Origin of the sequence: Microtetraspora fusca (assembly GCF_001570365.1) — a bacterium.
Lineage (GTDB): Bacteria > Actinomycetota > Actinomycetes > Streptosporangiales > Streptosporangiaceae > Microtetraspora > Microtetraspora fusca.
Genome location: NZ_BBYK01000046.1, coordinates 23,205 through 48,681, shown reverse-complemented (window position 1 = coordinate 48,681; position 25,477 = coordinate 23,205). Strand labels below are relative to the sequence as shown.

At 70.9% G+C, this 25,477-nt stretch carries 23 protein-coding genes; 13 read left to right on the top strand and 10 right to left on the bottom strand.

Features of this window, described 5'->3' with window-relative positions:
• Position 1: 1 nt before the first annotated feature.
• On the top strand, positions 2-1,126 hold the full coding sequence (gene rlmN / locus AWQ68_RS15585; RefSeq protein WP_066940988.1) for a dual-specificity RNA methyltransferase RlmN: 1,125 nt from the start codon (positions 2-4) through the stop codon (positions 1,124-1,126).
• Positions 1,127-1,144: 18 nt separating this feature from the next.
• On the opposite strand, the gene AWQ68_RS15580 is transcribed toward rlmN, so the two are convergent.
• Entirely contained in the window at positions 1,145-1,807 is a 663-nt protein-coding gene (locus tag AWQ68_RS15580) for a hypothetical protein (protein WP_066940986.1), read from the bottom strand.
• Positions 1,804-2,571, bottom strand: coding sequence for an ATP-binding cassette domain-containing protein (locus tag AWQ68_RS15575; RefSeq protein ID WP_066940985.1), 768 nt, complete (start codon positions 2,569-2,571; stop codon positions 1,804-1,806). The genes AWQ68_RS15580 and AWQ68_RS15575 overlap by 4 nt, the downstream gene beginning before the upstream one ends.
• A gap of 89 nt (positions 2,572-2,660) precedes the next feature.
• Here AWQ68_RS15575 and AWQ68_RS15570 point away from each other — a divergent pair, with 89 nt between their 5' ends.
• Both AWQ68_RS15570 and AWQ68_RS15565 read left to right on the top strand, forming a co-directional pair.
• Positions 2,661-3,593 (top strand): DivIVA domain-containing protein, encoded by a 933-nt coding sequence (locus AWQ68_RS15570; protein ID WP_157545341.1) that lies wholly within the window; start codon positions 2,661-2,663, stop codon positions 3,591-3,593.
• A 76-nt stretch (positions 3,594-3,669) separates the two neighbouring features.
• A complete protein-coding gene (locus AWQ68_RS15565) occupies positions 3,670-5,058 on the top strand; it encodes a M1 family metallopeptidase (RefSeq protein ID WP_066940981.1) in 1,389 nt (462 codons plus the stop codon).
• A gap of 9 nt (positions 5,059-5,067) precedes the next feature.
• Here the strand turns inward: AWQ68_RS15565 and AWQ68_RS15560 are convergent, their stop codons facing one another.
• Positions 5,068-6,522 carry a PucR family transcriptional regulator gene (locus AWQ68_RS15560; RefSeq protein WP_066940979.1) on the bottom strand — a complete coding sequence of 485 codons (1,455 nt, stop codon included), beginning with the start codon at positions 6,520-6,522 and terminating at the stop codon, positions 5,068-5,070.
• Positions 6,523-6,778: 256 nt separating this feature from the next.
• On the opposite strand from AWQ68_RS15560, the gene AWQ68_RS15555 reads away from it, so the two are divergent.
• The 4 genes from AWQ68_RS15555 to speB all read left to right on the top strand — a co-directional run bounded on the left by AWQ68_RS15555 (position 6,779) and on the right by speB (position 11,193).
• Entirely contained in the window at positions 6,779-7,576 is a 798-nt protein-coding gene (locus AWQ68_RS15555; protein ID WP_066940978.1) for an MHYT domain-containing protein, read from the top strand.
• A gap of 383 nt (positions 7,577-7,959) precedes the next feature.
• Positions 7,960-9,486: a purine-cytosine permease family protein gene (locus AWQ68_RS15550; RefSeq protein WP_066940976.1), complete on the top strand. Its 1,527-nt coding sequence runs from the start codon at positions 7,960-7,962 to the stop codon at positions 9,484-9,486.
• A gap of 45 nt (positions 9,487-9,531) precedes the next feature.
• Entirely contained in the window at positions 9,532-10,239 is a 708-nt protein-coding gene (locus AWQ68_RS15545; protein ID WP_066940974.1) for a cyclase family protein, read from the top strand.
• Between the two features lie 6 nt (positions 10,240-10,245).
• Positions 10,246-11,193, top strand: a complete 948-nt coding sequence (speB, locus tag AWQ68_RS15540) for an agmatinase (protein ID WP_066940973.1) — start codon at positions 10,246-10,248, stop codon at positions 11,191-11,193.
• Positions 11,194-11,206: 13 nt separating this feature from the next.
• Here speB and AWQ68_RS15535 read toward each other — a convergent pair whose 3' ends face one another.
• From AWQ68_RS15535 to AWQ68_RS15525, 3 genes are read right to left on the bottom strand one after another with little or no spacing between them, the layout of a single operon-like run.
• Positions 11,207-11,503, bottom strand: a complete 297-nt coding sequence (locus tag AWQ68_RS15535; RefSeq protein ID WP_066940971.1) for a type II toxin-antitoxin system RelE family toxin — start codon at positions 11,501-11,503, stop codon at positions 11,207-11,209.
• Positions 11,500-11,784 carry a type II toxin-antitoxin system Phd/YefM family antitoxin gene (locus tag AWQ68_RS15530; RefSeq protein WP_066940969.1) on the bottom strand — a complete coding sequence of 95 codons (285 nt, stop codon included), beginning with the start codon at positions 11,782-11,784 and terminating at the stop codon, positions 11,500-11,502. The genes AWQ68_RS15535 and AWQ68_RS15530 overlap by 4 nt, the downstream gene beginning before the upstream one ends.
• Before the next feature lie 49 nt (positions 11,785-11,833).
• Positions 11,834-12,322 (bottom strand): Lrp/AsnC family transcriptional regulator, encoded by a 489-nt coding sequence (locus AWQ68_RS15525; RefSeq protein ID WP_066940968.1) that lies wholly within the window; start codon positions 12,320-12,322, stop codon positions 11,834-11,836.
• 223 nt (positions 12,323-12,545) lie between these two features.
• On the opposite strand from AWQ68_RS15525, the gene AWQ68_RS15520 reads away from it, so the two are divergent.
• The 6 genes from AWQ68_RS15520 to AWQ68_RS15495 all read left to right on the top strand — a co-directional run bounded on the left by AWQ68_RS15520 (position 12,546) and on the right by AWQ68_RS15495 (position 19,650).
• Positions 12,546-13,979, top strand: a complete 1,434-nt coding sequence (locus AWQ68_RS15520; RefSeq protein ID WP_066940966.1) for a gamma-aminobutyraldehyde dehydrogenase — start codon at positions 12,546-12,548, stop codon at positions 13,977-13,979.
• A gap of 48 nt (positions 13,980-14,027) precedes the next feature.
• Positions 14,028-15,170, top strand: a complete 1,143-nt coding sequence (locus tag AWQ68_RS15515) for an ABC transporter ATP-binding protein (RefSeq protein ID WP_066940965.1) — start codon at positions 14,028-14,030, stop codon at positions 15,168-15,170.
• 28 nt (positions 15,171-15,198) lie between these two features.
• On the top strand, positions 15,199-16,458 hold the full coding sequence (locus AWQ68_RS15510; protein WP_066940964.1) for a polyamine ABC transporter substrate-binding protein: 1,260 nt from the start codon (positions 15,199-15,201) through the stop codon (positions 16,456-16,458).
• On the top strand, positions 16,455-17,318 hold the full coding sequence (locus AWQ68_RS15505; RefSeq protein WP_066940963.1) for an ABC transporter permease: 864 nt from the start codon (positions 16,455-16,457) through the stop codon (positions 17,316-17,318). The genes AWQ68_RS15510 and AWQ68_RS15505 overlap by 4 nt, the downstream gene beginning before the upstream one ends.
• Positions 17,315-18,094 carry an ABC transporter permease gene (locus AWQ68_RS15500; RefSeq protein ID WP_066940962.1) on the top strand — a complete coding sequence of 260 codons (780 nt, stop codon included), beginning with the start codon at positions 17,315-17,317 and terminating at the stop codon, positions 18,092-18,094. Before AWQ68_RS15505 ends, AWQ68_RS15500 begins: the two co-directional genes overlap by 4 nt.
• Positions 18,095-18,255: 161 nt before the next feature.
• Entirely contained in the window at positions 18,256-19,650 is a 1,395-nt protein-coding gene (locus tag AWQ68_RS15495) for an NAD(P)/FAD-dependent oxidoreductase (protein WP_084464033.1), read from the top strand.
• Between the two features lie 51 nt (positions 19,651-19,701).
• On the opposite strand, the gene AWQ68_RS15490 is transcribed toward AWQ68_RS15495, so the two are convergent.
• The 4 genes from AWQ68_RS15490 to AWQ68_RS15475 all read right to left on the bottom strand — a co-directional run bounded on the left by AWQ68_RS15490 (position 19,702) and on the right by AWQ68_RS15475 (position 25,449).
• The gene (locus AWQ68_RS15490) at positions 19,702-20,583 is read right to left on the bottom strand and encodes a phosphotriesterase family protein (RefSeq protein WP_066940960.1); all 882 of its coding nucleotides are present in this window, start codon (positions 20,581-20,583) and stop codon (positions 19,702-19,704) included.
• A gap of 9 nt (positions 20,584-20,592) precedes the next feature.
• The gene (locus AWQ68_RS15485) at positions 20,593-21,249 is read right to left on the bottom strand and encodes a DUF998 domain-containing protein (RefSeq protein WP_066940959.1); all 657 of its coding nucleotides are present in this window, start codon (positions 21,247-21,249) and stop codon (positions 20,593-20,595) included.
• Positions 21,250-21,407: 158 nt separating this feature from the next.
• Positions 21,408-22,133: an SDR family oxidoreductase gene (locus tag AWQ68_RS15480; protein WP_066940958.1), complete on the bottom strand. Its 726-nt coding sequence runs from the start codon at positions 22,131-22,133 to the stop codon at positions 21,408-21,410.
• Positions 22,134-22,266: 133 nt separating this feature from the next.
• On the bottom strand, positions 22,267-25,449 hold the full coding sequence (locus AWQ68_RS15475; protein WP_066940957.1) for an ATP-binding protein: 3,183 nt from the start codon (positions 25,447-25,449) through the stop codon (positions 22,267-22,269).
• Positions 25,450-25,477 lie beyond the last annotated feature (28 nt).

Sequence of the window (25,477 nt, the reverse complement as noted above, 5' to 3'; positions counted from 1 at the left end):
CGTGAGCGAGCCGCAGAGCAGGAACGCCGCCCAGCTCACCCTCGTGGCGCCGCGCCGTGCCAAGCCCCAGCGCCATCTGGCCGACATGACCATGGCCGAGCGCCGCGCCGCGGTCGCCGAACTGGGCGAGAAGCCGTTCCGCGCCGACCAGCTCTCCCGGCACTACTTCGCCAAGCTGACCGCGTCGCCCGAGCAGATGACCGACCTGCCGGGCGAGACCCGTGAGCGGCTGGTGTCCCAGCTCATGCCGTCGCTGCTGACCTCCGTACGCGAGATCACCTGTGACGGGGGCACGACCCGCAAGACGCTGTGGCGGCTGTTCGACGGCTCGCTGGTCGAGTCGGTGCTCATGCGCTATCCCGACCGGGTCACGATGTGCGTCTCGTCCCAGGCCGGATGCGGCATGAACTGCCCGTTCTGCGCCACGGGCCAGGCGGGCCTGACCCGGAACATGTCCACCGCCGAGATCGTCGAGCAGGTCGTCGCCGGAGCCCGCGCGCTCGCGGCGGGCGAGGTGCCCGGCGGCCCCGGCCGGGTGAGCAACATCGTCTTCATGGGCATGGGCGAGCCGATGGCGAACTACAAGGCCGTCATCGGCGCGGTTCACCGGCTCGTCGACCCCTCACCGGAAGGGCTCGGCATCTCCGCGCGCGGCATCACCGTCTCGACCGTGGGCCTGGTGCCGGCGATCGAGAAGCTGGCGGCCGAGGGACTCCCCGTCACGCTCGCGGTGTCCCTGCACGCTCCCGACGACGAGCTGCGCGACTCCCTGGTGCCGATCAACACCAGGTGGAAGGTCGCCGAGGTGCTCGGCGCGGCCTGGGAGTACGCCGCCAAGACCAAGCGCCGGATCTCCATCGAGTACGCGCTGATCAAGGACGTCAACGACCAGGAGTGGCGGGCAGATCTGCTCGGCCGGCTGCTCAAGGGCAAGCTCGCGCACGTCAACCTCATCCCGCTGAACCCGACGCCGGGCTCGAAGTGGACCGCCTCCCGCCCCGAGGACGAGCGCGCGTTCGTCCGCAGGCTGGAGTTCCACGGCGTCGCGGTCACCGTGCGCGACACCCGCGGACGTGAGATCGACGGCGCCTGCGGGCAGCTCGCCGCCGCCGCTCCCGAGGCCTGAGCGCGGTCCCGATGCCCGTCAGGGCCGCGTACGGCGCAGCCCGCCGTACGCGGCGAGGCCGATCAGCGGCCACAGCAGCGACCACGCGGCCAGCGCGGGGAAGTGGGCGAGCAGCTCGCCGTGGTGCGCCTCCCGCATCCACATCATGAGCGGGACCGTGAGCCAGGGCAGCCCGGACAGGCTGAGCAGCAGCACCGCGAGATAGCCGAGGAGCAGTGCCAGGGTCGATGCCGCCGGCGAGCCGACGATGGGACGGCTCGTCAGCGCGCCCAGCGTGGTGCCGGCCGTGATGGCGATCACGTGCAGGCCGACGCCCGCCAGCACCGCGGCGACCTCCGGCCGGCCCGACAGGCGCAGGGTGAGCACGGCGAACGAGATCGCCGCCAGCCCGGCATTGAAGATCCACGCCGCGCCGATCCCGACGACGGCCTCGCGGCGGCCGACGGCCGTGATGGCGATCATCCGCTGTTCGTCCGGCTCGTTGTCCAGGAGCCCGCGGGCCGCCCAGGCGAAGACCGGGATCAGGATGGCGGCCGAGTCGGCCATGGCTCCCAGCTCCGCGCCAGCGGGTAGCGGGGACCCGTACAGGATCGCCAGGAGCACCAGCAGGCCGATGAGCGGCTGGAACGCCCGATGGGAGCGCACGTACGCGGCGAGCCGGAACCGGGTCAACGCGATCACTCCGCCACCTCCGCCTCGGACATCCGTACCGTGTGGCCCTCTCCGCGCAGGCGATCCGCCAGCTCGCGGGCCCGGGAGACCGCGACGACGACCTCCAGGATCGTCACGGCCTCTTCGGGAGCGGTCCGCGGCGGAGCGTCCGGCTCCGCCGCCGCGACCTCGGGAGCGACCTCGCGGGCCGTGGTCTCGCCCACCTCGATGCGGCGCAGGCCGGGAAAGCCGCGCAGCTCTCCCTGGTGGTCGCTGACGATCACCAGGCCGCCGCGCTCCGCCACCTCCGCGATGATCAGGGGGAGCTCGGCCCGGGTGGTGGCGTCCAGACCGGCGAACGGCTCGTCCAGGACCAGCAGCCCCGGATCGCCGAGGAGGGCCTGGGCCAGCCCCACCTTGTGCGCGCTGCCCATCGACAGGTCGGGCAGCCGGTGGCCGAGGAGGTCGCTCATGCCGAGCCGCTCGGCCCACGCCTCCACCTCGCGAGGATCGGCACGGCGCACGCGCGCCATGTGGCGGAGATAGCCCGCCATGGTGAAGGGCTGCCCCGAAGGGAAGCGCTCAGGTGCGTAGCCGACGACGTCCGGGCGTTCGGAGATCGTGCCGTCGAGGGGACGCAGCAGCCCGGCCAGCAACCGCAGGAGTGTGGATTTGCCCGCCCCGTTGCGTCCCACGATCTCGGTCACGTCTCCGCGCGCGAAGGCCAGATCCACATTGGAGAGCACCCACGGAGCCCTCCGGCGGTAGCGGAAGGACAGGTTCGAGACGCGCATAGGGTTCGCAGCCTATCCCGGCTCGCGCGGCCTTCCCGATACCTCCACAATGGACAGGGTTTGCCGTGCCGGACCCCGGGAGGACATGCGTGAACCGCTTTCCACGTGTCAGGGGAGTTCGTCTGGGTTACGACCCCGCCCAGGTGGACGAGCTCGTCCGGCGGATCGAGGGCACGCTGGGCCGTACCGATCTGGACGGCTCGCCGATAACGGCGGATGAGATCCGGTCGGCGGCTTTCCGGGTCAAGCGCGGCGGCTACAACGAGACGGCGGTCGACTTCGCGCTCGACGCCTTCATCGTCGCCGTGGAGGCGCTTTCGGGCCGTCCCGCGCACAGCGACGGCGCGGCCCGCTCTGGTGATCCCGGTCCCGATCACCCGCCCTCCTCCGATCCGGCCCTCGCCGGCACGGAGGCCGCGAGTACGGCCCCTGTACCCGCGGAAACGGAGCCCGAGGACGTAGGGGCCGTGGGCGTGGCGAGTCCTGCCGATGGCGCATCGTCCGGTACGGAGATCGCCGCCGATTCGGTGGGGGACGCGCGGTCGGAGGGGGAGGCACCTTCGGCGACCCCGGCCGAGCAGGCGGAGGCCGCATCGAATGCGGCACAGGCGGCCGCACCGAGCACCGTGCGGGACACCGACGCATCCGGGTCCCGGCCCGAGAGCGATCCGTCCGACCGGCCTGGTGATCCTGCCCCCGCCGCAGGGCCGTCCACCGATGGGGAAGTCTCGGAGGCGAGGCCCGTCGCGCCCGGCGACGGGGAGTTCGAGCTCCAGGCGGAGCGCGTCGAGCGGGTGGCGTTCCGGCCGGGACGGCTCGGCATGGGCTACGTCGAGGACGAGGTGGACGCGTTCCTCGACCGCGTGGTGGCGACCCTGCGCGGCACCGCCGACCGGCCGGTGACGGCGGAAGAGGTCAGGACGGCGACGTTCGCCACGGTCGTCTTCAAGACGGGCTACGCCATCGCCGACGTGGACGCGTTCCTCGCCGAGATCGCCGACGTCCTGGAGTGGCGCCCGTAAGGCGTTTTGGGCATCGGGAGGGGATGGCTTGGTCGCTATGTGACCAAGAGGTACCGCTATATAGCACCATAGGCGCATGCTGCTCAGAAGATCCCCCCTCGCGGCGATCGCCGCCGCGGCCGGCCTGGCCCTGATCGCCCCCACCGCGGCGCACGCGGACACGTTCACCCCCGGCTCGTCCGGGCTCGGCGACCCGTACTTCCCGCACGCGGGCAACGGCGGGTACGACGTGACGCACTACGACATCGCGCTGCGGTTCAGCCCGAAGACCCGCAAGCTCAGCGCCACGACGACGATCACCGCCACGGCCGTCCAGGGCCTGTCCCGCTTCAACCTCGACTTCTCCGGTCCGAAGATCAAGAAGGTGGAGGTGAACGGCAAGAAGGCCGCGTACACGCGCAAGGGCCAGGAGCTCGTGGTGACCCCGGCGAGCGGCCTGCCCTCGGGCGAGAAGTTCACCGTCAAGGTGTCCTACGCCGGCAAGCCGCGTGCCATCAACGACAAGGTGCTCGGCAAGGAGGGCTGGATCAACACGAAGGACGGCGCGGTCGTCCTCTCGGAGCCGGACGGCGCGCGGAGCTGGTTCCCGGCCAACGACAGCCCGGCGGACAAGGCGACGTTCACGTTCACCGTCACGACCCCGGTGGGGCTGACCGTCCTCGCCAACGGCGAGCCCAAGAACCCCGGCATCTCGTCCGTACGCCACGGCTGGACCACGGTGAAGTGGGAGATGAAGGAGCCGATGGCCACATACCTGGCCACGGTGGCGATCGGCAAGTTCAAGGTCACCGAGGGCACCGTGGGCGGCGTACTGAACATCACCGCCTATGACCCCTCGGTGGCGAAGCAGTCGAAGCACCTGCACCGGACCACGGCCAAGGTCATCGCGTGGGAGTCGAAGCTCTTCGGCGCCTATCCCTTCTCCTCGACCGGAGGAATCGGCGACAAGGTCAACGTCCAGTACGCGCTGGAGACCCAGGGACGGCCGGTCTACGACGGCGGCCCGACGAACGACCTGGAGATCGTGCACGAGCTGGCCCACCAGTGGTTCGGCAACAGCGTCGGCCTGCGGAGCTGGAAGGACATCTGGCTCAACGAGGGCTTCGCCAGCTACGCGGAGTGGCTGTACGAGGAGCAGCACGGCGGCCCCTCGGCACAGAAGACGTTCGCGCGCCTCTACAAGAACAAGAACGAGTTCTGGCAGATCAAGACCGGCGACCCGGGCATGAAGAACATGTTCGACTGGGACGCCATCTACCAGCGCGGGGCGATGACCCTGCACGCGCTGCGCAAGAAGATCGGTGACGAGACGTTCTTCTCGCTCCTGAAGACGTGGGCGGAGCGCAACCGCCACGCGACCGTCGTCACCCGGGACTTCATCGACCTCGCCGAGGAGGTGTCCGGGCAGGACCTCGACCCGCTGTTCGACGCCTGGCTGTACAGCGCGAAGAAGCCCGCCCTCTGACGGCGGAGGTCACGGGATGCGGCCGAGCTGCTGGGCGGCGCGCATGGCCAGCCACACCTCGGCGAAGTCACCGGTCGCGGTCAGGTCGCGGCCGGTCAGCGCGCCGAAGCGGCGCAGCCGGTACGACAGCGTGTTGGGGTGGATGTGCAGCGCCCGCGCGGCGTCGTCGGTGCGTCTGTCCCGCTCCATCCACGTCTGCACCGAGGCGATCAGCTCGGACCCGTGCGCGGCGTCGTACCGCAGCGCGTCGCCGAGGACGTGTTCGACCAGGCCGGCCAGCACGCCCGGGTCCTCCGGCAGCCACCGGCCGGTCGTGTCGTCGCCGTACGACACGAGGGGCTGGCCGGACTCGGCGGCGCGGGCGGCGGCCCACCGCGCCTCCCGCTGGGCGACCTTGAGCGAGGAGCCCGGTGGGAGGGGGCGGCTCGCGCCCGCCGCGACACCGGGGATCTCGCGCAGCGGCGCCGGATCGTGCGCGAGCACGTAGAGGTCGGGGTGGAGCCCGAGCATCAGGTGGGGGTGCTCGTCGAGCGCCCGGACGACGGCGTCCTCGTCGACGTTCCTGACCACCAGGAGCACCACGTCCCGGTCGGGTGACATCCCCATCCGGGTCAGCCTGCGCCGCGCGGTGGCCGGGTCGAGCACGTCCTGGAGCAGTTCGGCCAGGGTCTCCGCGCCCTGGCGGCGCAGCGTCTCGCGCTCGTGGCGCACCATGGCGACCTGCAGCGCCGCGACCGTGGCGATGTGCTGGACGACGGCCAGCCCGGCGGGCCGGGCGCCTTCGCGTTCGAAGGCCACGAGGAAGCCGGCCGGGCCGCCGGGGGCGTTCACGGGGACCGCGAAGCCGCCGGGGATGGTCGGCGGGGCGTCCACGGACGGCGGCAGCGACGCGATGTCCGGCGGGACGGGCACGCCGGGCAGCAGCGGCCGCCCCTGCGGGGTGCTCAGGTAGACGTCGTATCCCGACAGCCGTTCCAGCCGCCGGAAGAGCTGCGCGGGGTCGAGCCGCTCGGCGGCCAGCCAGCGCAGCGCGCCGAACACCTGCAACTGCGCGCCGAGCCGCTGCCGCGCGTCCTCCTGCACCGCCGCGGCCACCTCCTGCGCGACGGCGATGAACGGCACGGCCAGCGGGACCTCCAAAATCGGGAAGCCGCGCTCCTCGGCCGCGGCGAAGAAGGCCGGATGGAGCGGCGGCACGTTGAGTCCGGCGCTCAGCGCGAGGGCGGCCACGCCCGCGTCGTCGAGCCGGTGCAGGTACGCCCGCTGCCTGGCGCCCCCGCGGGGGACGCCGATGCCGGTGGTCATGATGACCTCCGAGCCGAGCAGCCAGGGTGTCGGGTCCTCCAGCTCGCTCACGTGCGCCCACGAGACCGAGCGGTCGAGGCCGCGCTCACCGGCCAGCACCCGGAGCTGGAGGGCGGGGAAGCGGACCAGGTCCTCCACCGTCAGCTTGTTGTCGGCCACAATCCCACGCTAGTTCTCCGTGGCCGCGCGGCACCTCCGCGGGTGCCTTCCCGAGGGGCGCGTGGCCACGCCCGGGGCTCCGACAAAATGCAAAATCGCGCTCCATATTGTCAGTGAATTCGCCTGCGCGCCCCTTCTGGGGCACGAAACGCCGCCAGAAATGGCATTTTTCGGGGAGTAACCGGCGACCCGGTGATCAGGTGCGGATCGAGCCCTCATCATCATGTCGCCGATGATCCCCCTGAAATGAGTGCTTGTGTCGAACATTGATCTTTTCTCGTATGGCGTCATTACGCCTGCCCTGGCGTACGTGATGTCGGTGCTGGGCTCGCTGATCGGCCTGATGATGGCGGGGCGGGCGCGTTCCGTCGCGGGTGTGTCGCGGTTGTGGTGGCTGGCCGGAGCGGCGTTCGCGGTCGGTGGGACCGGTGTCTGGGTCATGCACTTCGTCGGGATGCTGGGCGTACGGGTCGAGGGCACCCCGATCCGCTACGACGTGGCCCTGACGATCCTTTCCGCGCTGGTGGCGATCGTGGCCTCCGGGGCCGGTCTGGCCTGCGCGTTCCTCGGGGGAGGCCGGGGCGGCGCGCTGGTCGCGGGCGGCCTGCTGGCCGGTCTCGGCGTGGCGGGCGCGCATCAGATCGGCATGAAGGCGATGACGATGTCGGCGGAGGTGAGCGTCAACCCGGTGCTTCTCGCCGTCTCCGTGCTCGTCGCCGTGGCGGCGGCCTTCGCCGTCCTCCGGTCCGCCCTGCGCGCGCGGGGTCCGCTCCCGGTCATCGGCTCCGCCCTGGTGGCGGGTCTCCTGCTGAACGGCATGCACTACGTCGGCCTGCTGGCGCTGAGCGTCGAGCCCGTGGAGGCGCACGCGGCGCTGACGGGCGCGCAGGCGGTGGATTTCCTGCTCCCCCTGATGGTCGGCGTCGGCCTGCTCACCATCGGCCTGCTCCTGGCGGTGTTCCTGTCGCCGTCGTCGCACGAACTGCGCGAGGAGGCGGAGCTGGAGGCGATGATCGCCTCGCGCCGGGCGCGTAACGCCGACTGGATGAGCTGACCTTCCGGGCGCCCTTTCCGCCCGCCCGGCGCGTGCGTCACGGCGAGCGGGCGGAAAGGGGAACGAGGAGGCAGAAGTTATTACAGTTCGTCATGTTGAAAAAGGGAATCCGGCCGCCCCGACGAGAAAGGCGACCGGCTTTCGCGTGATTTATCTCATAGCCGTGGAACGCCGCCGGCGAATCGCGGGTGGTTCGACTCCGGTCCCCGGCGGTAGCGTCGAATCGCTGGTCCCGCATCCCGGGCCCCTTGTCGTGAGCCACAAACCCCGTGGCGCTTCTCCGTGTCTGCCCCAATTGTGTCGCCTGTCAGGTCCGCCGACACTTGCTGGGATTACCGCGCTGACCAGGAACATCACGTCCTGTAACCGTCATAGGAGAAGCCGTGGCCGAGGCGCCGCCCATCACCGAGATCGAGACCTACGGGGTCGAACGCATCCCGGACGCCGACCGTACGGCGCGGCCGCTTGACCTCTTCCGGGTGGCGTTCGGTGGCGCGAACACCTTCGCCACCTGCGTGCTCGGCGCGTTCCCCATCCTGTTCGGGCTGTCGTTCTGGCAGGGACTCGCGGCGACGCTGCTCGGCCTCGTCGTCGGCGCGCTGCTGCTCGCGCCGCTCTCGGTCTTCGGGCCGACGAACGGCACCAACAACGCCGTCTCCTCCTCGGCGCATCTCGGCGTGCACGGCCGGGTGGTCGGCTCCTTCCTGTCCCTGCTCACCGCGATCGCGTTCTTCTCGATCTCGGTGTGGTCCTCCGGCGACGCCCTGGTCGGCGGGGCGAACCGGCTCGCGGGCCTGCCCGACAGCGACCTGACCTACGCCGTCGCGTACGGCGTCTTCGCCGCGCTCGTGCTCACGGTCTGCGTGTACGGCTTCCGCTTCATGCTCTTCATCAACAAGATCGCGGTGGCGGCGGCGTCGGCGCTGTTCGTCCTCGGCGTCGTCGCCTTCGCGGGCGACTTCGACCCGTCGTATCCCGGGACCTTCGCGTCCACGGCCGATCCGATGTTCTGGCCGTCGTTCATCGGCGCGGCGCTGATCGTGCTGTCGAACCCGGTCTCGTTCGGCGCGTTCCTGGGGGACTGGTCGCGGTACATCCCCGCCTCGACCCCGCGCAAGCGCGTGATGACCGCCGCGTTCCTCAGCCAGATCGCGACCGTGCTGCCCTTCTTCTTCGGACTCTCCACCGCGTCGATCATCGCGACCAAGGCCGCGCCGTACCTGGACCCGGCGGCGCCGAACTACGTCGGCGGCCTGCTCGCGGTCGCCCCCGCGTGGTATTTCCTCCCGGTCTGCCTCATCGCACTGATCGGCGGCATGTCCACCGGCACCACTTCGCTGTACGGCACCGGCCTGGACTTCTCCAGCGTCTTCCCCCGGTTCAGCCGCGTGCAGGCGACCGTCTTCATCGGCACGCTGTCCATCGTCTTCATCTTCATCGGCCGGTTCGCCGCGAACCTGACGGCCAGCATCTCGACCTTCGCCACGCTCATCATCACCTGCACCGCGCCCTGGATGGTGATCATGATCCTGGGCTACGTCACCCGGCGCGGCTGGTACGACCCGGACGCGCTGCAGGTCTTCAACCGGCGGCAGAGCGGCGGCCGCTACTGGTTCACGCACGGCTGGAACTGGCGGGGCATGACCGCCTGGCTCGGGTCGGCGCTCACGGCCGTCCTGTTCACCAACATCCCCGGCCAGTTCGTCGGCCCCTTCGGCGAGATCGCCGGCGGCATCGACATCTCGCTGCCGCTCGGCCTCGCGCTCGCCGCGGTCCTCTACCTCGGCCTGCTCTTCGTCTTCCCCGAGCCGCGCGCGGTGTACGGCCCGGCCGGCCCGCGTCTGGTGCGCGCGGCCGACACACCGGTCCCGCCTATCGTGGAGGCCGGCGCGGCCCTGGCCGAGGCGTAGGGCGTGTCGCCGCACTCAGGCCCTGCCACCGCCCGGGGAGACAGCATGATCATCGATCTGTCCGTGCCGATCGAGACCGGCATGCCGGTCTATCCCGGCGACCCGGAGGTGGAGGTCCGGCCCGCGCTCACCGTGGCGGCCGAGGGCGTCAACGTCCTCGGCCTGCACCTCGGGTCGCAGTCGGGCACCCACGTGGACGCGCCGTACCACGTCGACGACGGGCTCCCCACCCTCGACGAACTGCCGCTCGACCGCTTCGTCGGCCCGGCGGCGGTCGTCGACGCGCGCGGCCTGCCTCCCCGCTCCCCGATCCCCGCCGACCTCGTGGCTCCGCGGCTCAGGTCGGGGACGATCCTGCTGATCGCCACCGGCTGGGCGTCGCTGTGGGGGAGCGAGGACTACCTCGCGCACCCGTACCTCACCCGGGAGGCGGCCGAGCTGATCGTCGAGGCGGGCATCCGGACCGTCGGGATCGACGCGCTGAGCGTGGACCCCACCCCGGCGGGGGACTTCCACGCCCACCGCGTGCTGTGCGGCGCGCACGCCGTCATCGCCGAGAACCTGCGGCACCTCGACCGGCTCGTGGACCACCAGGGGGCGGGCCGCGAGATCGAGGTCTCCCTGTTTCCGCTGCGCCTGCGCGGCGCGGACGGCGCGCCCGTACGCGCCGTGGCGCGGGTGGGACCGCCCGGACCACCCGGACCACATGGACCGCATGACACCTGTTCCGATCCGATCCTGCGAAAGGACTGACCAAGAATGACCGAGCCCCGGGGACCCGTCGACTCCTCCCGCGTCCCGCGCTTCGCCGGCCCGGCGACCTTCGCCCGGCTGCCCCGCCTGGACGAGGTGGACCGAGCCGACGTGGCCGTCGTCGGCGTGCCGTTCGACACCGGCGTCTCCTACCGGCCCGGCGCGCGGTTCGGTCCCTCGGCGGTCCGCGAGGCCAGCCGCCTGCTGCGGCCCTACCACCCCGGCCTGGACGTCTCGCCGTTCGCCACCCAGCAGGTCGCCGACGCCGGCGACATCGCCTGCAACCCCTTCAACATCAACGAGGCCGTCGAGACCATCGAGGAGGCCGCCTCAACCCTGGCCGCCGACGGCACCCGGCTGGTCACCATCGGCGGTGACCACACCATCGCGCTGCCGCTGCTGCGCGCCGCCGCCCGCATCCACGGCCCGGTCGCGCTGCTGCACTTCGACGCCCACCTGGACACCTGGGACACCTACTTCGGCGCCGAGTACACCCACGGCACGCCGTTCCGGCGCGCGGTGGAGGAGGGCATCCTGGACACCGAGGCGCTCAGCCACGTCGGCACCCGGGGCCCCCTGTACGCCAAGAAGGACCTCGAGGACGACCGGCGGATGGGCTTCGGCGTCGTGACCAGCGCCGATGTGATGCGGCGCGGTGTGGACGAGGTGGTGGACGCGCTGCGGCAGCGGATCGGGGAGCGGCCGCTGTACGTGTCGATCGACATCGACGTGCTCGACCCGGCGCACGCGCCCGGCACCGGGACGCCGGAGGCGGGCGGGCTGACCAGCCGCGAGCTGCTGGAGATCCTGCGCGGCCTGGCCGGGGCGAACCTGGTCGGCGCGGACGTGGTGGAGGTCGCCCCGGCCTACGACCACGCCGAGATCACCTCGGTCGCGGCCTCGCACGTCGCCTACGACCTGGTCAGCCTCCTCGCCCTCAACGAGAAGTCCTGACCGGATGACGGTGTCAGGCGCGGTAGGCGTCCAACCGGTGGTCGATGCGGACGACGTGGACGAGGCCCTTGTCGTCGTCGACCGAGTAGACGACCCGGTACGCTCCGCGCCTGGCGGAGAGAAGCCCCGCGAGCTTTCCCCGCAGCGGCTTTCCCAGGCGGTACGGATCGTCGAGCAATGGTCGCGAGAGGAACTCCGCCACGGCGGCGGCCGCGGAGAGGCTCAAGCCGTTCGGCGGCCAAGTTTCCAGTTTCCGGGCCGCTGACGCGGCGAGGCGTATCTCGTATCGGGTCGCGTCGGCGGATGTCATCTCTCCGCTTCCTTGCGGCGGGCGATGATCTCCGCGATGCCCGCGGCGTCGACCGCGTCTCCCCGGGAGATCTCCTCCTGGGCGGCGCGGATTTCGGCCAGGGCGCCGGGGGTGCTGAGGATGTCGAGGGTCTCTTCCAGAGCGTCGAGATCCTCGGCCGAGATGAGGACCGCCGACGGGCGGCCGTGACGGGTGATGGTGACGCGGTCGTGGGTGCGCTCGACCTGGTCGACCAGCGCCGACAGGGCATCGCGCGCCTCGCCGAGGGGCAGTGTCGTCATGTGCTCAGCGTAGCCAGAACTTTCGCCAAATTCTGGCCAGCTGGCATGGCTATCTGGTGCCCCAGGTATAGGTCTGCTTCTGGAGCTTGAGGTAGACGAACGTCTCGGTCGCCCGCACCGTCGGGATCGCCCGTATCTTGCCCAGGATCTCCAGGAGGTGGCTGTCGCCCTCGCAGACCACCTCGACCATGATGTCGACGGAACCGGCCGTCAGGACGACGTAGTTGATCTCCTCTATGGAGGAGAGCTCCTGCGCGACGATGTCGAGGTCGCCCTCGCACTTGACGCCGATCATCGCCTGGCGGGGGAAGCCCAGGGTCAGGGGGTCGGTCACCGCGACGATCTGCATGACGCCCTGGTCGAGCAGGCGCTGGACGCGCTGTCGCACGGCCGCCTCGGACAACCCCACCGCTTTGCCGATGGCGGCGTACGGTTTGCGCCCGTCCATCTGGAGCTGCTCGACGATCTGCTTGGAGATGTCGTCCAGCACCACCGGACCGGATTTGCCGGCCGAGCGTACCTTGGGTGGAGTCGTCATCCCGGGGGAGTTCCTCTCTTGGAGGGGGCGAGTCAGGACTGACGCACCCGCGTTACAGGGCGGTTCCTGACATGTTGCCTTCCTGGTGTTACATGCTGTCAGTTCCGTCGTTCCTGTCAAGCGATTTCGTAGCAGTTTGGTATCTTCACCACGAAATCCCTTGTTATAGCCAAGTTATTCTGTCAGAGTCGCCGACAACCAGCACACCTCCAGGAGGTCAAGGGTGACCACCCGTCTGCAGAACTTCGTCAACGGGAAGTTCGTCGACGCCGTGAGCGGCCGTTTCTCCGACGTGATCGACCCGACCACCGGTGAGGTCTACGCCCAGGCCCCCATCTCGGGGCAGGAGGACGTCGACGCGGCCTACGCCGCCGCCGCCACCGCTTTCGAGACGTGGGGTCAGACCACACCCGCGGAGCGCTCCGCCCTGCTCCTCAAGATCGCCGACGCGATCGAGGCGCGGGCCGACGAGATCAACGAGGCCGAGTGCCGGAACACCGGAAAGCCGCGCGCCCGCATGGCGGAGGACGAGACGCCCGTCGCCGCGGACCACTTCCGGTTCTTCGCCGGTGCCGCCCGGACCCTTGAGGGCCCGACGGCGGGTGAGTTCCTCGCCGACCACACCTCGATGATCCGGCATGAGCCGATCGGTGTCATCGGTCAGGTCACCCCGTGGAACTACCCGATGATGATGGCGGTCTGGAAGATCGCGCCGGCGCTCGCCGCGGGCAACACCATCGTGCTCAAGCCGTCGGACACCACCCCGGTCTCCACCATCAAGCTCGCCGAGATCATCGGTGACGTCCTCCCCGCCGGCGTCTTCAACGTCGTCACCGGCGACCGGGAGACCGGCAGCCTCGTGGTGAGTCACCCCGCCGCGGCGATGGTCGCGATCACCGGCTCGGTCGGCGCCGGCATGGCCGTCGCCCGCTCGGCCGCCGACGACCTCAAGCGCGTCCACCTGGAGCTCGGCGGCAAGGCCCCGGTCGTGGTCTTCGAGGACGTCAAGGACATCAAGGCCGTGGCGGAGGGGATCGCCGGAGCCGGTCTCTACAACGCCGGCCAGGACTGCACCGCCGCCTGCCGCGTGCTGGTACACGAGAGCATCCACGACGAGTTCGCCGCCGCGCTGGCCGAGGCCGCCGCGGCCACCCGGCTGGGCGGGCTGGACGACGAGGAGGCCTACTTCGGCCCCCTCAACAACGCCAACCAGCTCGAGCGCGTCTCGTCCTTCTTCGAGCGGCTGCCGGAGCACGCCACGGTGCTCACCGGTGGTCACCGTGTCGGCGAGAAGGGCTACTTCTTCGCGCCGACCGTCGTCGACGGCCTCCAGCAGGACGACGAGATGGTGCAGAACGAGGTCTTCGGCCCCGTCATGACCATCCAGACGTTCACTGATGAGGCGGACGCCCTGGCCAAGGCCAACGGCGTCAAGTACGGCCTGTCGGGTTCGGTGTGGACCTCCGACCACGGCCGGGCGATGCGCATGTCCAAGCGCCTCGACTTCGGTGTGGTCTGGGTCAACACCCACATCCCGTTCGTGTCGGAGATGCCGCACGGCGGCTTCAAGCACTCGGGCTACGGCAAGGACCTTTCGGTCTTCGGACTGCACGACTACACGCGCGTCAAGCACGTGATGCACTACATCGGCGAATAGGCCGGGCGGCGCGGCCGTCCGGCCTTCTGAAAGAGGGATATGCCTGGAATGACAGAGATCCAGGCGGGTGCGGGGGTAGCCGGCGAGGCTACCCCCGACCAGGTGCCCGCCATCGAGCTCGACGAGGTCGTGAAGGAGTACGTCTCACACGGCGAGGTCGTACAGGCCGTCAAGGGCGTCAGCATGACCATCGGCGAGGGGGAGTTCTTCTCCCTCCTCGGGCCGTCGGGGTGCGGCAAGACCACTTCGATGCGGATGATCGCGGGCTTCGAGGAGCCCACCAAGGGCGTCGTCCGGCTCCACGGCCAGGATGTCACGAACGTTCCCCCGAACAAGCGTGACGTCAACATGGTGTTCCAGTCCTACGCGCTCTTCCCCCACATGAACGTATGGGACAACGTCGCGTTCGGACTCAAGCGCAAGAAGGTGCCGGACGGCGAGGTCCGGCGCCGCGTCGGCGAGATGCTGGAGATCGTCGACCTGGTCGGCCGCGAGAAGCGGCGCCCCCGCGAGATGTCCGGCGGTCAGCAGCAGCGCGTCGCGCTCGCGCGCGCCCTGGTCAACCGGCCGCGCGCGCTCCTCCTCGACGAGCCGCTCGGCGCGCTCGACCTCAAGCTGCGCCAGCACATGCAGATCGAGCTCAAGCGGATCCAGCGTGAGGTCGGCATCACGTTCGTCTACGTGACGCACGACCAGAGCGAGGCGCTCACCATGAGCGACCGCATCGCCGTCATGAACGACGGTCTCGTCGAACAACTCGCCGGCCCCCGGGAGATCTACGAGCGGCCCGCGACCAAGTTCGTCGCGGGGTTCATCGGGACGTCCAACCTGCTCAGCGGTGTCGCGCGGGCGGTGAACGGATCCTCCGCCGTGCTCGCGCTCGGCCCCGAGGACCGGGTCATCGTGCCGATCAAGGAAGCCGTCGCCGAGGGGGACACCGTCGAGCTGACCGTGCGCCCGGAGAAGATCATGATCTCCACCGAGCGGCCCGAAGGCGACCTTAGCATGGTGGAAGGGACGGTCTCCGAAGTGGTCTACCTCGGGACCTACAACAGCTACGCGGTCGCCCTGGCGGGCGGGGCGGAGATCACCGTCTTCCAGCAGAACGTGCACGACAGCACCACCACGGCCGAACGAGGCGACACGGTCTGGCTGTCGTGGCAGCCGCAGCACTCGTACGCGCTGCAGTAACACCTCTCGACACGGGAGCACGAACCCCATGAGCAACCCCTCTACACCGGACCCGTCGTTCCTCCGGGGTCTGACCCAGCGCCGCCTCGGACGTCGCGACGCCTTCCGGGTGGCCGGTTTCTCCGCCGCCGGTCTCGCTCTCGCCGCCTGCGGGGTGAAGGGGAAGGGCGTAGCCCGCCCGACCACCTCCGCCCAGGCGCAGTCCGAGGTGGAGAAGTACTGGGCCGGCAAGGTGAAGAACGGTCACGTCGACTTCGCCAACTGGCCCCTCTACATGGACCCCGACCACCCCGAGCTGAAGAAGTTCACCGAGCAGACCGGCATCACGGTGACCTACAAGGAGGTCATCCAGGAGACCACGAGCTGGTTCGCCAAGATCCAGCCGCAGCTCGCCGCCGGGCAGTCCATCGATTACGACCTGATGGTCGTCACCAACAGCATCCAGCTCACCCAGCTCATCAAGCTGGGCTACCTGGTGCCCCTCGACCACGAGAAGCTGCCGAACTTCACCAAGAACGTCGGCGAGCGGTACAAGAACGAGTCGTTCGACCCGGGCAACGTGTTCACCGTGCCGTACGCCTCGGGCATGACCGGCATCGCCTACAACCCCAAGTACATCGACACCCCGCCGACCAGCTACGCCGCGCTGTGGGATCCGAAGTACAAGGGCAAGGTCGGCATGATGTCCGACTCGCAGGAGATCGCCAACTTCGGCATGTTCATGCTGGGCATCGACCCGGAGAAGTCCACCCCGGCCGACTGGGAGAAGGCCGCGGAGAAGCTCCGGCAGCAGCGCGACTCCGGGATCGTCCGGAAGTACTACGACCAGTCGTACATCGACCCGCTGGCCAAGGGTGACATCTGGCTCTGCCAGGCGTGGTCGGGCGACGTCTTCCAGAAGAACCTCTCCGACGGCACGGACCTCAAGTTCGTGATCCCCGACGAGGGCGCCACGATCTGGACCGACAACTTCATGATCCCGAAGACGGCCGCCAACCCCGTGGACGCGATCACGCTCATCGACTTCTTCTACGAGCCGACCATCGCGGCCAGCATGGCGGAGTACATCAACTACGTCCCGCCGGTCCCGGCGGCACAGGAGATCATCCGCGCCGACGCGGCGAAGGCGACCGGCCAGGACAAGAAGACGCTCGAGATGATCGCCGACAGCCCGCTGGTGTTCCCGAGCCCGGAGGTGTACGCGAAGCTGCGCACCTACCGGACGCTCGCGGACGCCACCGAGCAGAAGAAGTTCGAAGGCATCTTCCAGCCCATCACGACCTCATGAGTAGGGTGAGGGCGGCGCTGACGCCGTACGCGCTGATCTTCCCCGGCGGTGTCTGGCTCGCGATCTTCTTCGTGGTCCCCACCGTGGTCATGCTGTCGCTGTCGCTGCAGTCCGGCAACGTGGCCGACGGGTTCGTCTTCACCTGGAACTGGCAGTCGTACGTCGACGGGCTGACGAACTACCACGACCAGATCATCCGCTCGCTGGCCTACGGCCTGGCGGCGACCCTGATCCAGATCGTCATCGGTTTCCCCGTGGCGTACTGGATCGCGTTCAAGGGCGGTCGGCACAAGTCCGTCTACCTCTTCCTCCTGCTGCTGCCGTTCCTCGTGTCGTTCGTGCTGCGGACGATCTCCTGGCAGTTCCTGCTGTCGGACAACGGCATGCTGCTCGGCCCGCTGAAGGACCTGGGGCTGCTGCCGCACGACTTCCGCGTCCTGGCCACGCCGTACGCGGTGATCGGCGGCCTGGCGTACAACTTCCTGCCGTTCATGGTGCTGCCGATGTACGTGGCGCTGGAGCGGATCGACCCGCGGGTGCTGGAAGCGGCCAACGACCTGTACGCCAACAAGTTCCAGACGTTCATCCGGGTGGTGTTCCCGCTGTCGCTGCCCGGCGTGTTCGCCGGGGTGCTGATGACGTTCGTGCCGGCCACGTCGGACTACGTCAACGCTTCGGTGCTCGGCGGCACGAACACCACGATGATCGGCAACGTCATCCAGAACCAGTACCTCGTCACGCAGGACTACCCGACGGCCTCGGCGCTGTCGTTCACCCTGATGGCGCTGCTGCTGATCGGCATCTTCGCCTACGCCAAGGCGCTCGGCACCGAGGACGTGCTGGAGGTGGCGGCGCGATGAGGCTCTTTCGCGGCCGCTGGCTGCAGCTCTACACCTGGCTCGTCATCGCCTGGCTGATCGTCCCCATCGCGGTGATGATCCTCTTCGGGTTCAACGACACGAAGGGCCGCTACAACACCACGTTCCAGGGCTTCACCCTGAAGTGGTACGGCAAGCTCTTCGAGATCGGCGACCTGACGACGGCGCTGGTGAACTCGCTGCTCATCGCCGTGCTGACGATGCTGATCGCGGGCGTGCTCGGCTCGCTCATCGGTCTCGCGCTCGGCCGGTACCGCTTCCGCGGATCCGGGACGATGAACATCGTCATGTTCGCGGCCATCTCCTGCGCCGAGATCGTGATGGGCGCGTCCCTGCTGTCGCTGTTCGTCACCCTCGCCGTCCCGCTCGGCTTCTGGACGATCGTGATCTCGCACGTGATGTTCTCGATCTCGTTCGTGGCCATCACGGTGCGGGCGCGGGTGATGACGCTGGACGCCTCCCTTGAGGAGGCGGCCCGGGACCTCGGCGCGGGCACCTGGACGACGTTCCGGCTGGTGACGCTGCCCATGATCTTCCCGGGTGTGATGGCCGGGTCGATGCTGGCGTTCGCGCTGTCCATCGACGACTTCGTCATCACCAACTTCAACTCGGGCGGCACGGTCACGTTCCCGCTGTGGATCTGGGGATCCACGCGGGTGGGCATCCCGCCGCAGGTCAACGTGATGGGTACGTTGATCTTCGCGGCCGGGTTGCTGATCGCCCTCGGCAACGCGCTCATGGCGCGTCGCCGCCGCTAGACCCCGGTTGAGCCCCCTCGCCCCGGTGAGGGGGCTCAACCACTTCCACGTCACAGGCACTCAGGGAGAGGTGAGATCGGAGCGAGGGGGATCCCGCGCGTGACCGGCCGGTTCGGGGTCACGCAACCAATCAATACGTGACACGTAGGGAAGTGAAATCTGTGGATCCGCTGAAGGCGCTTGCTGACGCGGAGCGCACGCCGTACTGGCTGGACCAGCCAGGGGCACCGGAGCCGTCACCGCGGCTCACGAACGACACCACCGCCGACCTGGCCGTCATCGGAGGTGGATTCTCCGGTCTGTGGACCGCGCTGATGGCCAAGGAGAGAGACCCCTCGCGGGACGTGGTCCTGCTGGAGGGCAAGAGCATCGGCTGGGCCGCCTCCGGACGCAACGGGGGCTTCTGCGCCGCCAGCCTCACCCACGGCCTGCTCAACGGCCAGGCCCGCTGGCCCGACGAGCTTCCCACCCTGGAGCGCCTCGGGCAGGAGAACCTCGACGAGATCGAGGCGACCGTCGAGCGGTACGACATCCGCTGCTCGTTCGAGCGGACCGGGGAGATGAACGTCGCCACCGAGGAGTGGCAGCTCGAGGGGCTGCGCGAGGCCGAGAGCGCCGCCCGCGACCTCGGTTCCGAGCCCGTCTATCTGGACCGCGACCAGGTGCGGGCGGAGGTGAACTCGCCCACCTATCTCGGCGCCCTGTGGCAGCGGGACGCCGTCGCGATGGTGGACCCGGCGCGGCTCGCCTGGGGCCTGCGGGACGCCTGCCTCCGGATGGGCGTGCGGATCTTCGAACACACCCCGGCCAGGTCCGTCTCCGACGCCGGGGAACGGCTGGACGTCGTCACCCCGCACGGGACCGTCCGGGCCCGCCGGGTGGCCCTGGGCACGGGCGTCTTCCCGCCGCTGCTGCGTCGCCTGCGGCACTTCCTGGTCCCGGTGTACGACTACGTCCTGATGACGGAGCCGCTGCCGGACCACAAGCTCGCCGAGATCGGCTGGCGCAACCGGCAGGGCATCGGCGATTCGGCCAACCAGTTCCACTACTACCGGCTGACCGACGACAACCGGATCCTGTGGGGCGGCTACGACGCCGTCTATCACAACGGCGGCCTGATCAAGGACGGATACGACCAGCGGGACGAGACCTTCGAGAAGCTGGCGCAGCACTTCTTCGCCACGTTCCCGCAGCTCGAGGGCGTCCGCTTCACCCACAGGTGGGGCGGGGTGATCGACACCTGCAGCCGGTTCGCCGCCTTCTACGGCACCGCCTACCGCTCGCGGCTCGCGTACGCGGTGGGATACACGGGGCTGGGGGTGGGAGCCACCAGGTTCGGGGCCAACGTCATGCTGGACCTGCTCGGCGGCGAGAGCACCGAGCGGACCCGGCTGCGCATGGTGCGGACCAAGCCGATGCCGTTCCCGCCCGAGCCGGCGCGGTCGGGGGTCATCCAGCTCACCCGCTGGTCGATCGCGCGGGCCGACGCCCACGAGGGGCGGCGCAACCTCTGGCTGCGCACGCTCGACGCGATGGGGCTCGGCTTCGACTCCTGACGGCACGCGGCGTCGTCCGGCGCTCCCTCCGGAGGGGGCGCCGGAACCGCGTCAGCGGTCGAGACCGGTGAGCCAGCGCAGCGCGTTGCGGCAGGTGATCAGCTCCAGCGTGCCCTCGTCGGTCCCGGCGGCGCGCATCGCGGGGACGACCTCGTCGAACAGCCGGCCGTACCCGGGCCCGCCGTAGTCCCGCAGGTGCCCCTGCCGGGACACCCCGCTGCTCAGCAGGACGCGTGCCGCGTGGCCCGCCTCGACCAGCGCGAGCGCGTGCTCGGCCTCGGTCACCTCGACGTACGCGCCCGCCTCGGCGATCTTGCGCTGGACGAGCGGGTCGGTCGCGCGGGCGCTCAGCCGGGTGGGCGGCACACCCTCGGCGAGCAGGGTCTCCAGGACGTCGAGGCCGTCCGCGGCCACCGGAAGGTCGGTGCGGGCCGAGGCCCGCGCGGCGGCGGTGAGGGCGCGCGCCTCGCTCGCAGTGGGCTGCTCGCCCCACGTCGCGGCCACGATCACGCCGGGCCGGGCGGCGGTGCCGTCGAGGCCGGTCCCGATCTCCTTGAGCAGGTCGGCGGTGAGGTCGTCCACGCCGTACCGGCGGATCAGGTCGCCGCTGAACGGCTCCGGGGCGAACCCGGTCGCGGCGACGACCGCGACCCTGGCCGCCGTGGCGATCCGCGCCAGCGCCGTCACGTCACGCCCCATGCCGAGGCAACTGTGCTCGACGACCAGGGCGAGACCCCGCTCCCGGCCCAGCTCGGCCAGCTCGGAGGTGACGTGCGTCTCCTCGTCCAGCCAGCGGTACGGGTCGGACTCGCCGCCCGTTCCCCAGCGCGTGTCGGTGCGCAGGTGCTCACCCGGAAGGACGGGCCCCTCGATCAGGGAGACGGGCAGGGCGCCCGTGACGGTCTGGATACGGGGGAAGTACGCCTCGGACATGCCGGGACACTAGCGGATGTTTCCCCTGGCGAGCGACCCGGAGGGGGTGGACGGCACGGCGCGGGCCGGACGACCACGCGTGGCGGCCGCCGCCATGGCCAGCACGAGCACGACCTCGGAGATCACCAGGGTCCGTTCGGCGAGGCCGTAGAACGCCGCGCCGCCGACCGTTTCGGCGACGGGGGAGCCCGGACGGCCCAGCAGGTACGCGGCCAGGGCGAGCACGGAGGCCAGGCTGACCGCGTCGAGCACCCGGCCGGTCGTCCGCCAGCCCGGCAGCGCCCTGGTCTGCCTGGCCAGGATCCAGGCCGCGCACGGCAGGCCGGTGAAGACGAGCGCGGTGGACCAGCGGTGGATCTCGGAGGCGTCGCTCGGCCACAGGGCGGTCAGCGTCAGCGCCACCGCGACGCCCGTGAGCAGCACTCGCGCCGCCGCGCTCCGCGCCGGCTCGACCCTGGCCAGCGCGCGGACGAGTCCGGCGATGCCCGCGACCAGCGAGAGGACACCCAGCGCGAGCAGGGGACCGGCCCCCTCCACCCAGGCGTAGCCGGCGACCGGGGCGACCAGCGGGTCCACGGCGCCGGGGTAGGCGACGTGCAGCCAGATCATGACGCTGAGAGCGAGGATCGGACCCGCGACCGCGATCCGCCCACCCGTTCCGCTCACCGTTCCACAACTCCTCACCGGCGTACCGCTCGCCCCCACGCCGCCGCCGGAGCGGGTATGGGGGATCGAATCAGAGCCTGCTGCACGCCGGTGGTCGCGGCCATCGGGGATCACCCTGAAACGGGCGGGGATTCGCCGGTCCCGATCTCAGGGATGGGTCAGGTCATGGTCTTGCCGCCGTTGACCGCGAGGCGCTGCCCGGTGACGAAACGGGCGCGGGGGGAGGCGAGGAAGGCCACGGCCTCGGCGACGTCCCCCGGCGTCCCCATGTGGCCCGCGGCCACGCCGTCCAGGTAGGCGTCGAAGTCCGCCGCGGGCAGGTCGGCGTGCCGCTCCACCGGGATCCACCCCGGCTCCACGGTGTTCACCGAGATCCCGTACGGGCCGAGTTCGCGCGCCCAGGAGCGGGTGAGGCCGTGCATCGCGGCCTTCGCCGACACGTAGTGCCCGAATTCCGGATTGCCGAGGTCGGCGACCTCGCTGCCGATATTGACGATCCGGCCCGCGCCCGCCTCCCGCATCGCGGGCAGCACGGCCTGCAGGATGAGCAGCGGCGCCTTCACGAAGAACCGGAGCTGATCCAGGTGGTCGTCCCAGGTCTGCTTCTCGACCGGCAGCAGGGGCTGCGGGCCGGTCGCGTTGTTCACCACGACGTCCACCCGGCCGATCTCGGCGATACCCCGCCGTACGGACTCCTCGTCGGTCACGTCGAAGCGGGCGAGCCGGGCGGAGCCGCCGGTGGCGCGGATCCGCTCGACGACGCGGGTCGCCCCGGCGGTGTCGTGGGCGTAGTTCACGGCGACGTCGCAGCCGTCGGCGGCGAGCCGCTCGGCGATGGCGGCGCCGAGGCCCCGGGACGCTCCGGTGACGAGTGCGGTACCCATCGGACTCCTTTCGGTCCGGGAGGGACCGCCGTCGGGCCGCGATCTCCTCCGCTTGCGGGGAACGACCCTCTCACAGCGTCGCCGCGCCTCCACAGGGTGGTGGGAGCGCGCCCACGGTGCGTCGGAGGCAGGTTCAGCTCAGATAGGACCGGCTGCGTGGCGACCACGCGACCAGGCCGAGGCGATCCTCGGTCTCGACGGCGCGCCTGGCGTGGTCGCGGGCCGTCTCCTTGTCGCCCATGGCGGCGGCGAGACCGGCGAGCAGGCCGTTCACGGAACCGCCGCAGTCGAGGCCCACTCCGGCGATGGCGAGCTCGCCCGCGTGCGGGAGCAGCCTCGCGTAGAGGAGGCCGGGATCGGGGACGCCGATCAGGGCAGACACCGCCGACCACAGCCCCATGGGGAACATCCACGTCCAGTCCTCCGGGGGTGGCGCGAACCAGCGGGCGGTCAGGCCGCGCGCCTCGTCCTCCCGGCCCGACTCGGCGAGGGCGAGCACCGCCGCCGGCCGGCTGATCGAGAAGCTCCACGGCACGCTCTCCGCCATGCCGAGCAGCGGGTCGGACATCGCCGCGAGGGTGCCCCGCGCCCGCGCCAGGCCGATGTCCGTGGCCAACCGCGCCCAGGTGAGGCCTGGCGCGCCGGTCAGTCCGATCAGCCGCAGGCCCTCGTCCCTCAGCCTCTCGGCGTCGTCGCAGCGACCGGAGAGGAGGGCGGCCGTCGCCTCCGCCAGCCGGAGCTGCCCGCTCAGCTCGGGAGAGCGCAGCTCGGCGGCGAGATCTCGGCAGCGGGCCAGCTGCACGTCCAACGCCGTGAGGTCCCCCGCTCTCGCCACCTCGGTGACGTGTTGCAGCCGAAACGCGAACTCGTCCCGGCGGGCGCCGCGCCGGGCGGCCAGGTCGATCGCCTCGATCGTCACCGGGGGCGTCCTGGTGAAATGGGACGGCCCGTGGCACGAGTGCAGAAAGGCGTTGAACGCCAGCGCGAGCAGGTCCGGATCGTCGAGCCGCCTGGCCAGGTCGAGCGCCTGCTCGGCGTAGGCCGCGCAGTCGGCGACCCGGTCGCTGTAGCGCAGCTCCAGGCCGAGCGTCGCGAGGATCCGCACCCTGGCCGCGTCGTCCCCCGCCGTCGCTCCCAGTTGGCTCTCCAGGAACCCCACCACGGCGGGTTCGTGCTCGCCGTACTCGCGGCTGCCCCACGTGGTGACCCCGCCGAAGGCCGTCGCCGCCGCGATCACCCGCGTCGGGTCGTCGAGGGCGGTGGCCAGCGCCACGGCCTTCTCGATGGCCTCGTGCGCCTTCGCGTGCTCGCCCGCGTCGCGCAGCGCCCGCCCCAGGTCCACGAGCACGTCGCAGCGCATCGGCAGCTCGGCGCTCCCGATCAGGACGGCCGCCGCGTCGCGCAGGTGGGCGACCGCCTCCGACCAGGCCGTCTGCCGTACGGCGAGCGCCGCGGCGGCCCTGGCGTACCGCACTGACTTCTCCGGGGCACCGAGCGGTCCCGCGGCGAGATAGTGCAGCGCCAGCGCGGTGACGCCGGCGCCGGTGGCCTCCAGCGCGTCCGCGACGCGGGCGTGCAGCCCACCGCGGCTCACCCTGCCGAGCGAGTCGTACAGGGCGTCCCTGATCAGCCCGTGGCGGAAGCGGTAGCCCCAGGAATCGGCGTCCTCCACGAGGAGCCCCGCGCCCAGCGCGGGGTCGAGCGCCACGAGCAGCTCCTCGCCCGTCATCCGGGCGGCCTGGGCGAGCACCGCCGGGTCGAGCGCCTCGCCCGCGACGGCGGCGAGTGTGAGTGCCTCGCGGGTACGCTCCGGCAGGGCGGAGACCCGCTGCGCGATCACGTCGCGCACTCCCTCGGGCACGCCGCCCACGGTGCCGCCGCCGCGCACCAGCGACACCAGCTCACCGAGGAAGAACGGGTTGCCGCCGCTGCGCCTGGCCAGCTCGCTCGCCAGTTCCGGCTCGCCCGGGAGCGCACGCTCGACATAGCGCGCGCACGCCTCCTCGGGCAGCACTCCCACGGTCAGGCGCTCGACCGCCGGAGCGGCGAGGCCGGCGCCGTCCCTGGAGGTCACCACGAACAGGAAGGGCAGCCGGGCGAGGTCACCCGCGATCAGCCGGAGCAGTTCCAGCGACGACGCGTCCGCGCCGTGCGCGTCCTCGAACACGACCAGCCGGCGCTCGGGCACGGCGGCGAGCGCGGCCAGGACCGCCTCGTAGACCTGGAACCGGTCCCCCTGGGGAAGCGGGCGCTCGCCGGTCACCACGCCGAGGGCCGCGTTCGCCGCCGGGCCGCCGAGGTCGCGGAGGACCTGCGCCCACGGCCAGTACGCGGGAGCGCTGGTGGCGTCCACGCAGCACACCCAGGTGGCCGGGACGCCCGACGCGGCGGCGAATCGGCGGGCCGACTCCGCCAGCGTGGTCTTCCCGACGCCCGGCTCGCCGGCCAGCAGCAGGCAGCCCCCGGCGATCCGCAACCCCTCCACCCGGTCCCGCACCACGGCCAGCTCCCGTTCCCGGCCGACCGGCTCGTCCGGCGTGCTCTCGGCGGTGTCGGGCGCCGCCGGAGCGCTCTTCCACCGGCCGCCGACCGGCAGCGACGGGCACTGGGCGAGGACCGCGGCCTCCAGGCGGCGCAGTTCCGGCCCGGGATCGATGCCGAGTTCGTCCGCGAGCAGCGTCTGGCACCGGCGATAGGCGGCCAGGGCGTCGGCCTGCCGCCCGTCCGCGTACAGCGCCCGCACGAGCTGCGCCCAGCGGCGCTCGCGCAGCGGCTGCCGCGCGATCATGCTCTCCAGCTCGGCCACGGCGCTCTCGGTCCGGCCGCCCGTCAGCCACGCCTCGACCCGATCCTCCGCCGCGGCCTCGTAGATCTCCATGAGCCTGGTCCGGTACGGCCCGGCCCACGCCGCGTCGGCGAACTCGGCGAGCGGCTCTCCCCGCCACAGCGCGAAGGCCGCCTCCAGGTCGCCCCGGGCCACCAGGTCCTCGAAGGCGAGCGCGTCGATCCGCTCGGGGGCGACGTCGAGGAGGTAGCCGGTGCCCCGGGTCAGCAGGACCGCCGGGCGGTCGCGCGGCCTGCGCTCGGGCTCCAGCGTCTGCCGGAGCTGGGCGACGTACGCCTGGAGCGTTCCGAACGGCGCGGACGGCGGCCGGTCTCCCCAGAGCCGCTCGACCAGGGCGTCGGCGGGCACGGCCCGGCCCACGTCGACGAGGAGCAGGGCCAGCAGGGCGCGGCGCATCCGGGCGGTGATGTCCAGCCGCCGCTCGCTTGTCCAGACCTCCAGATTGCCCAGCAAGCGGAAGGAGAGTGACATATCGGTAATTGAACGGGCACTGACTTGC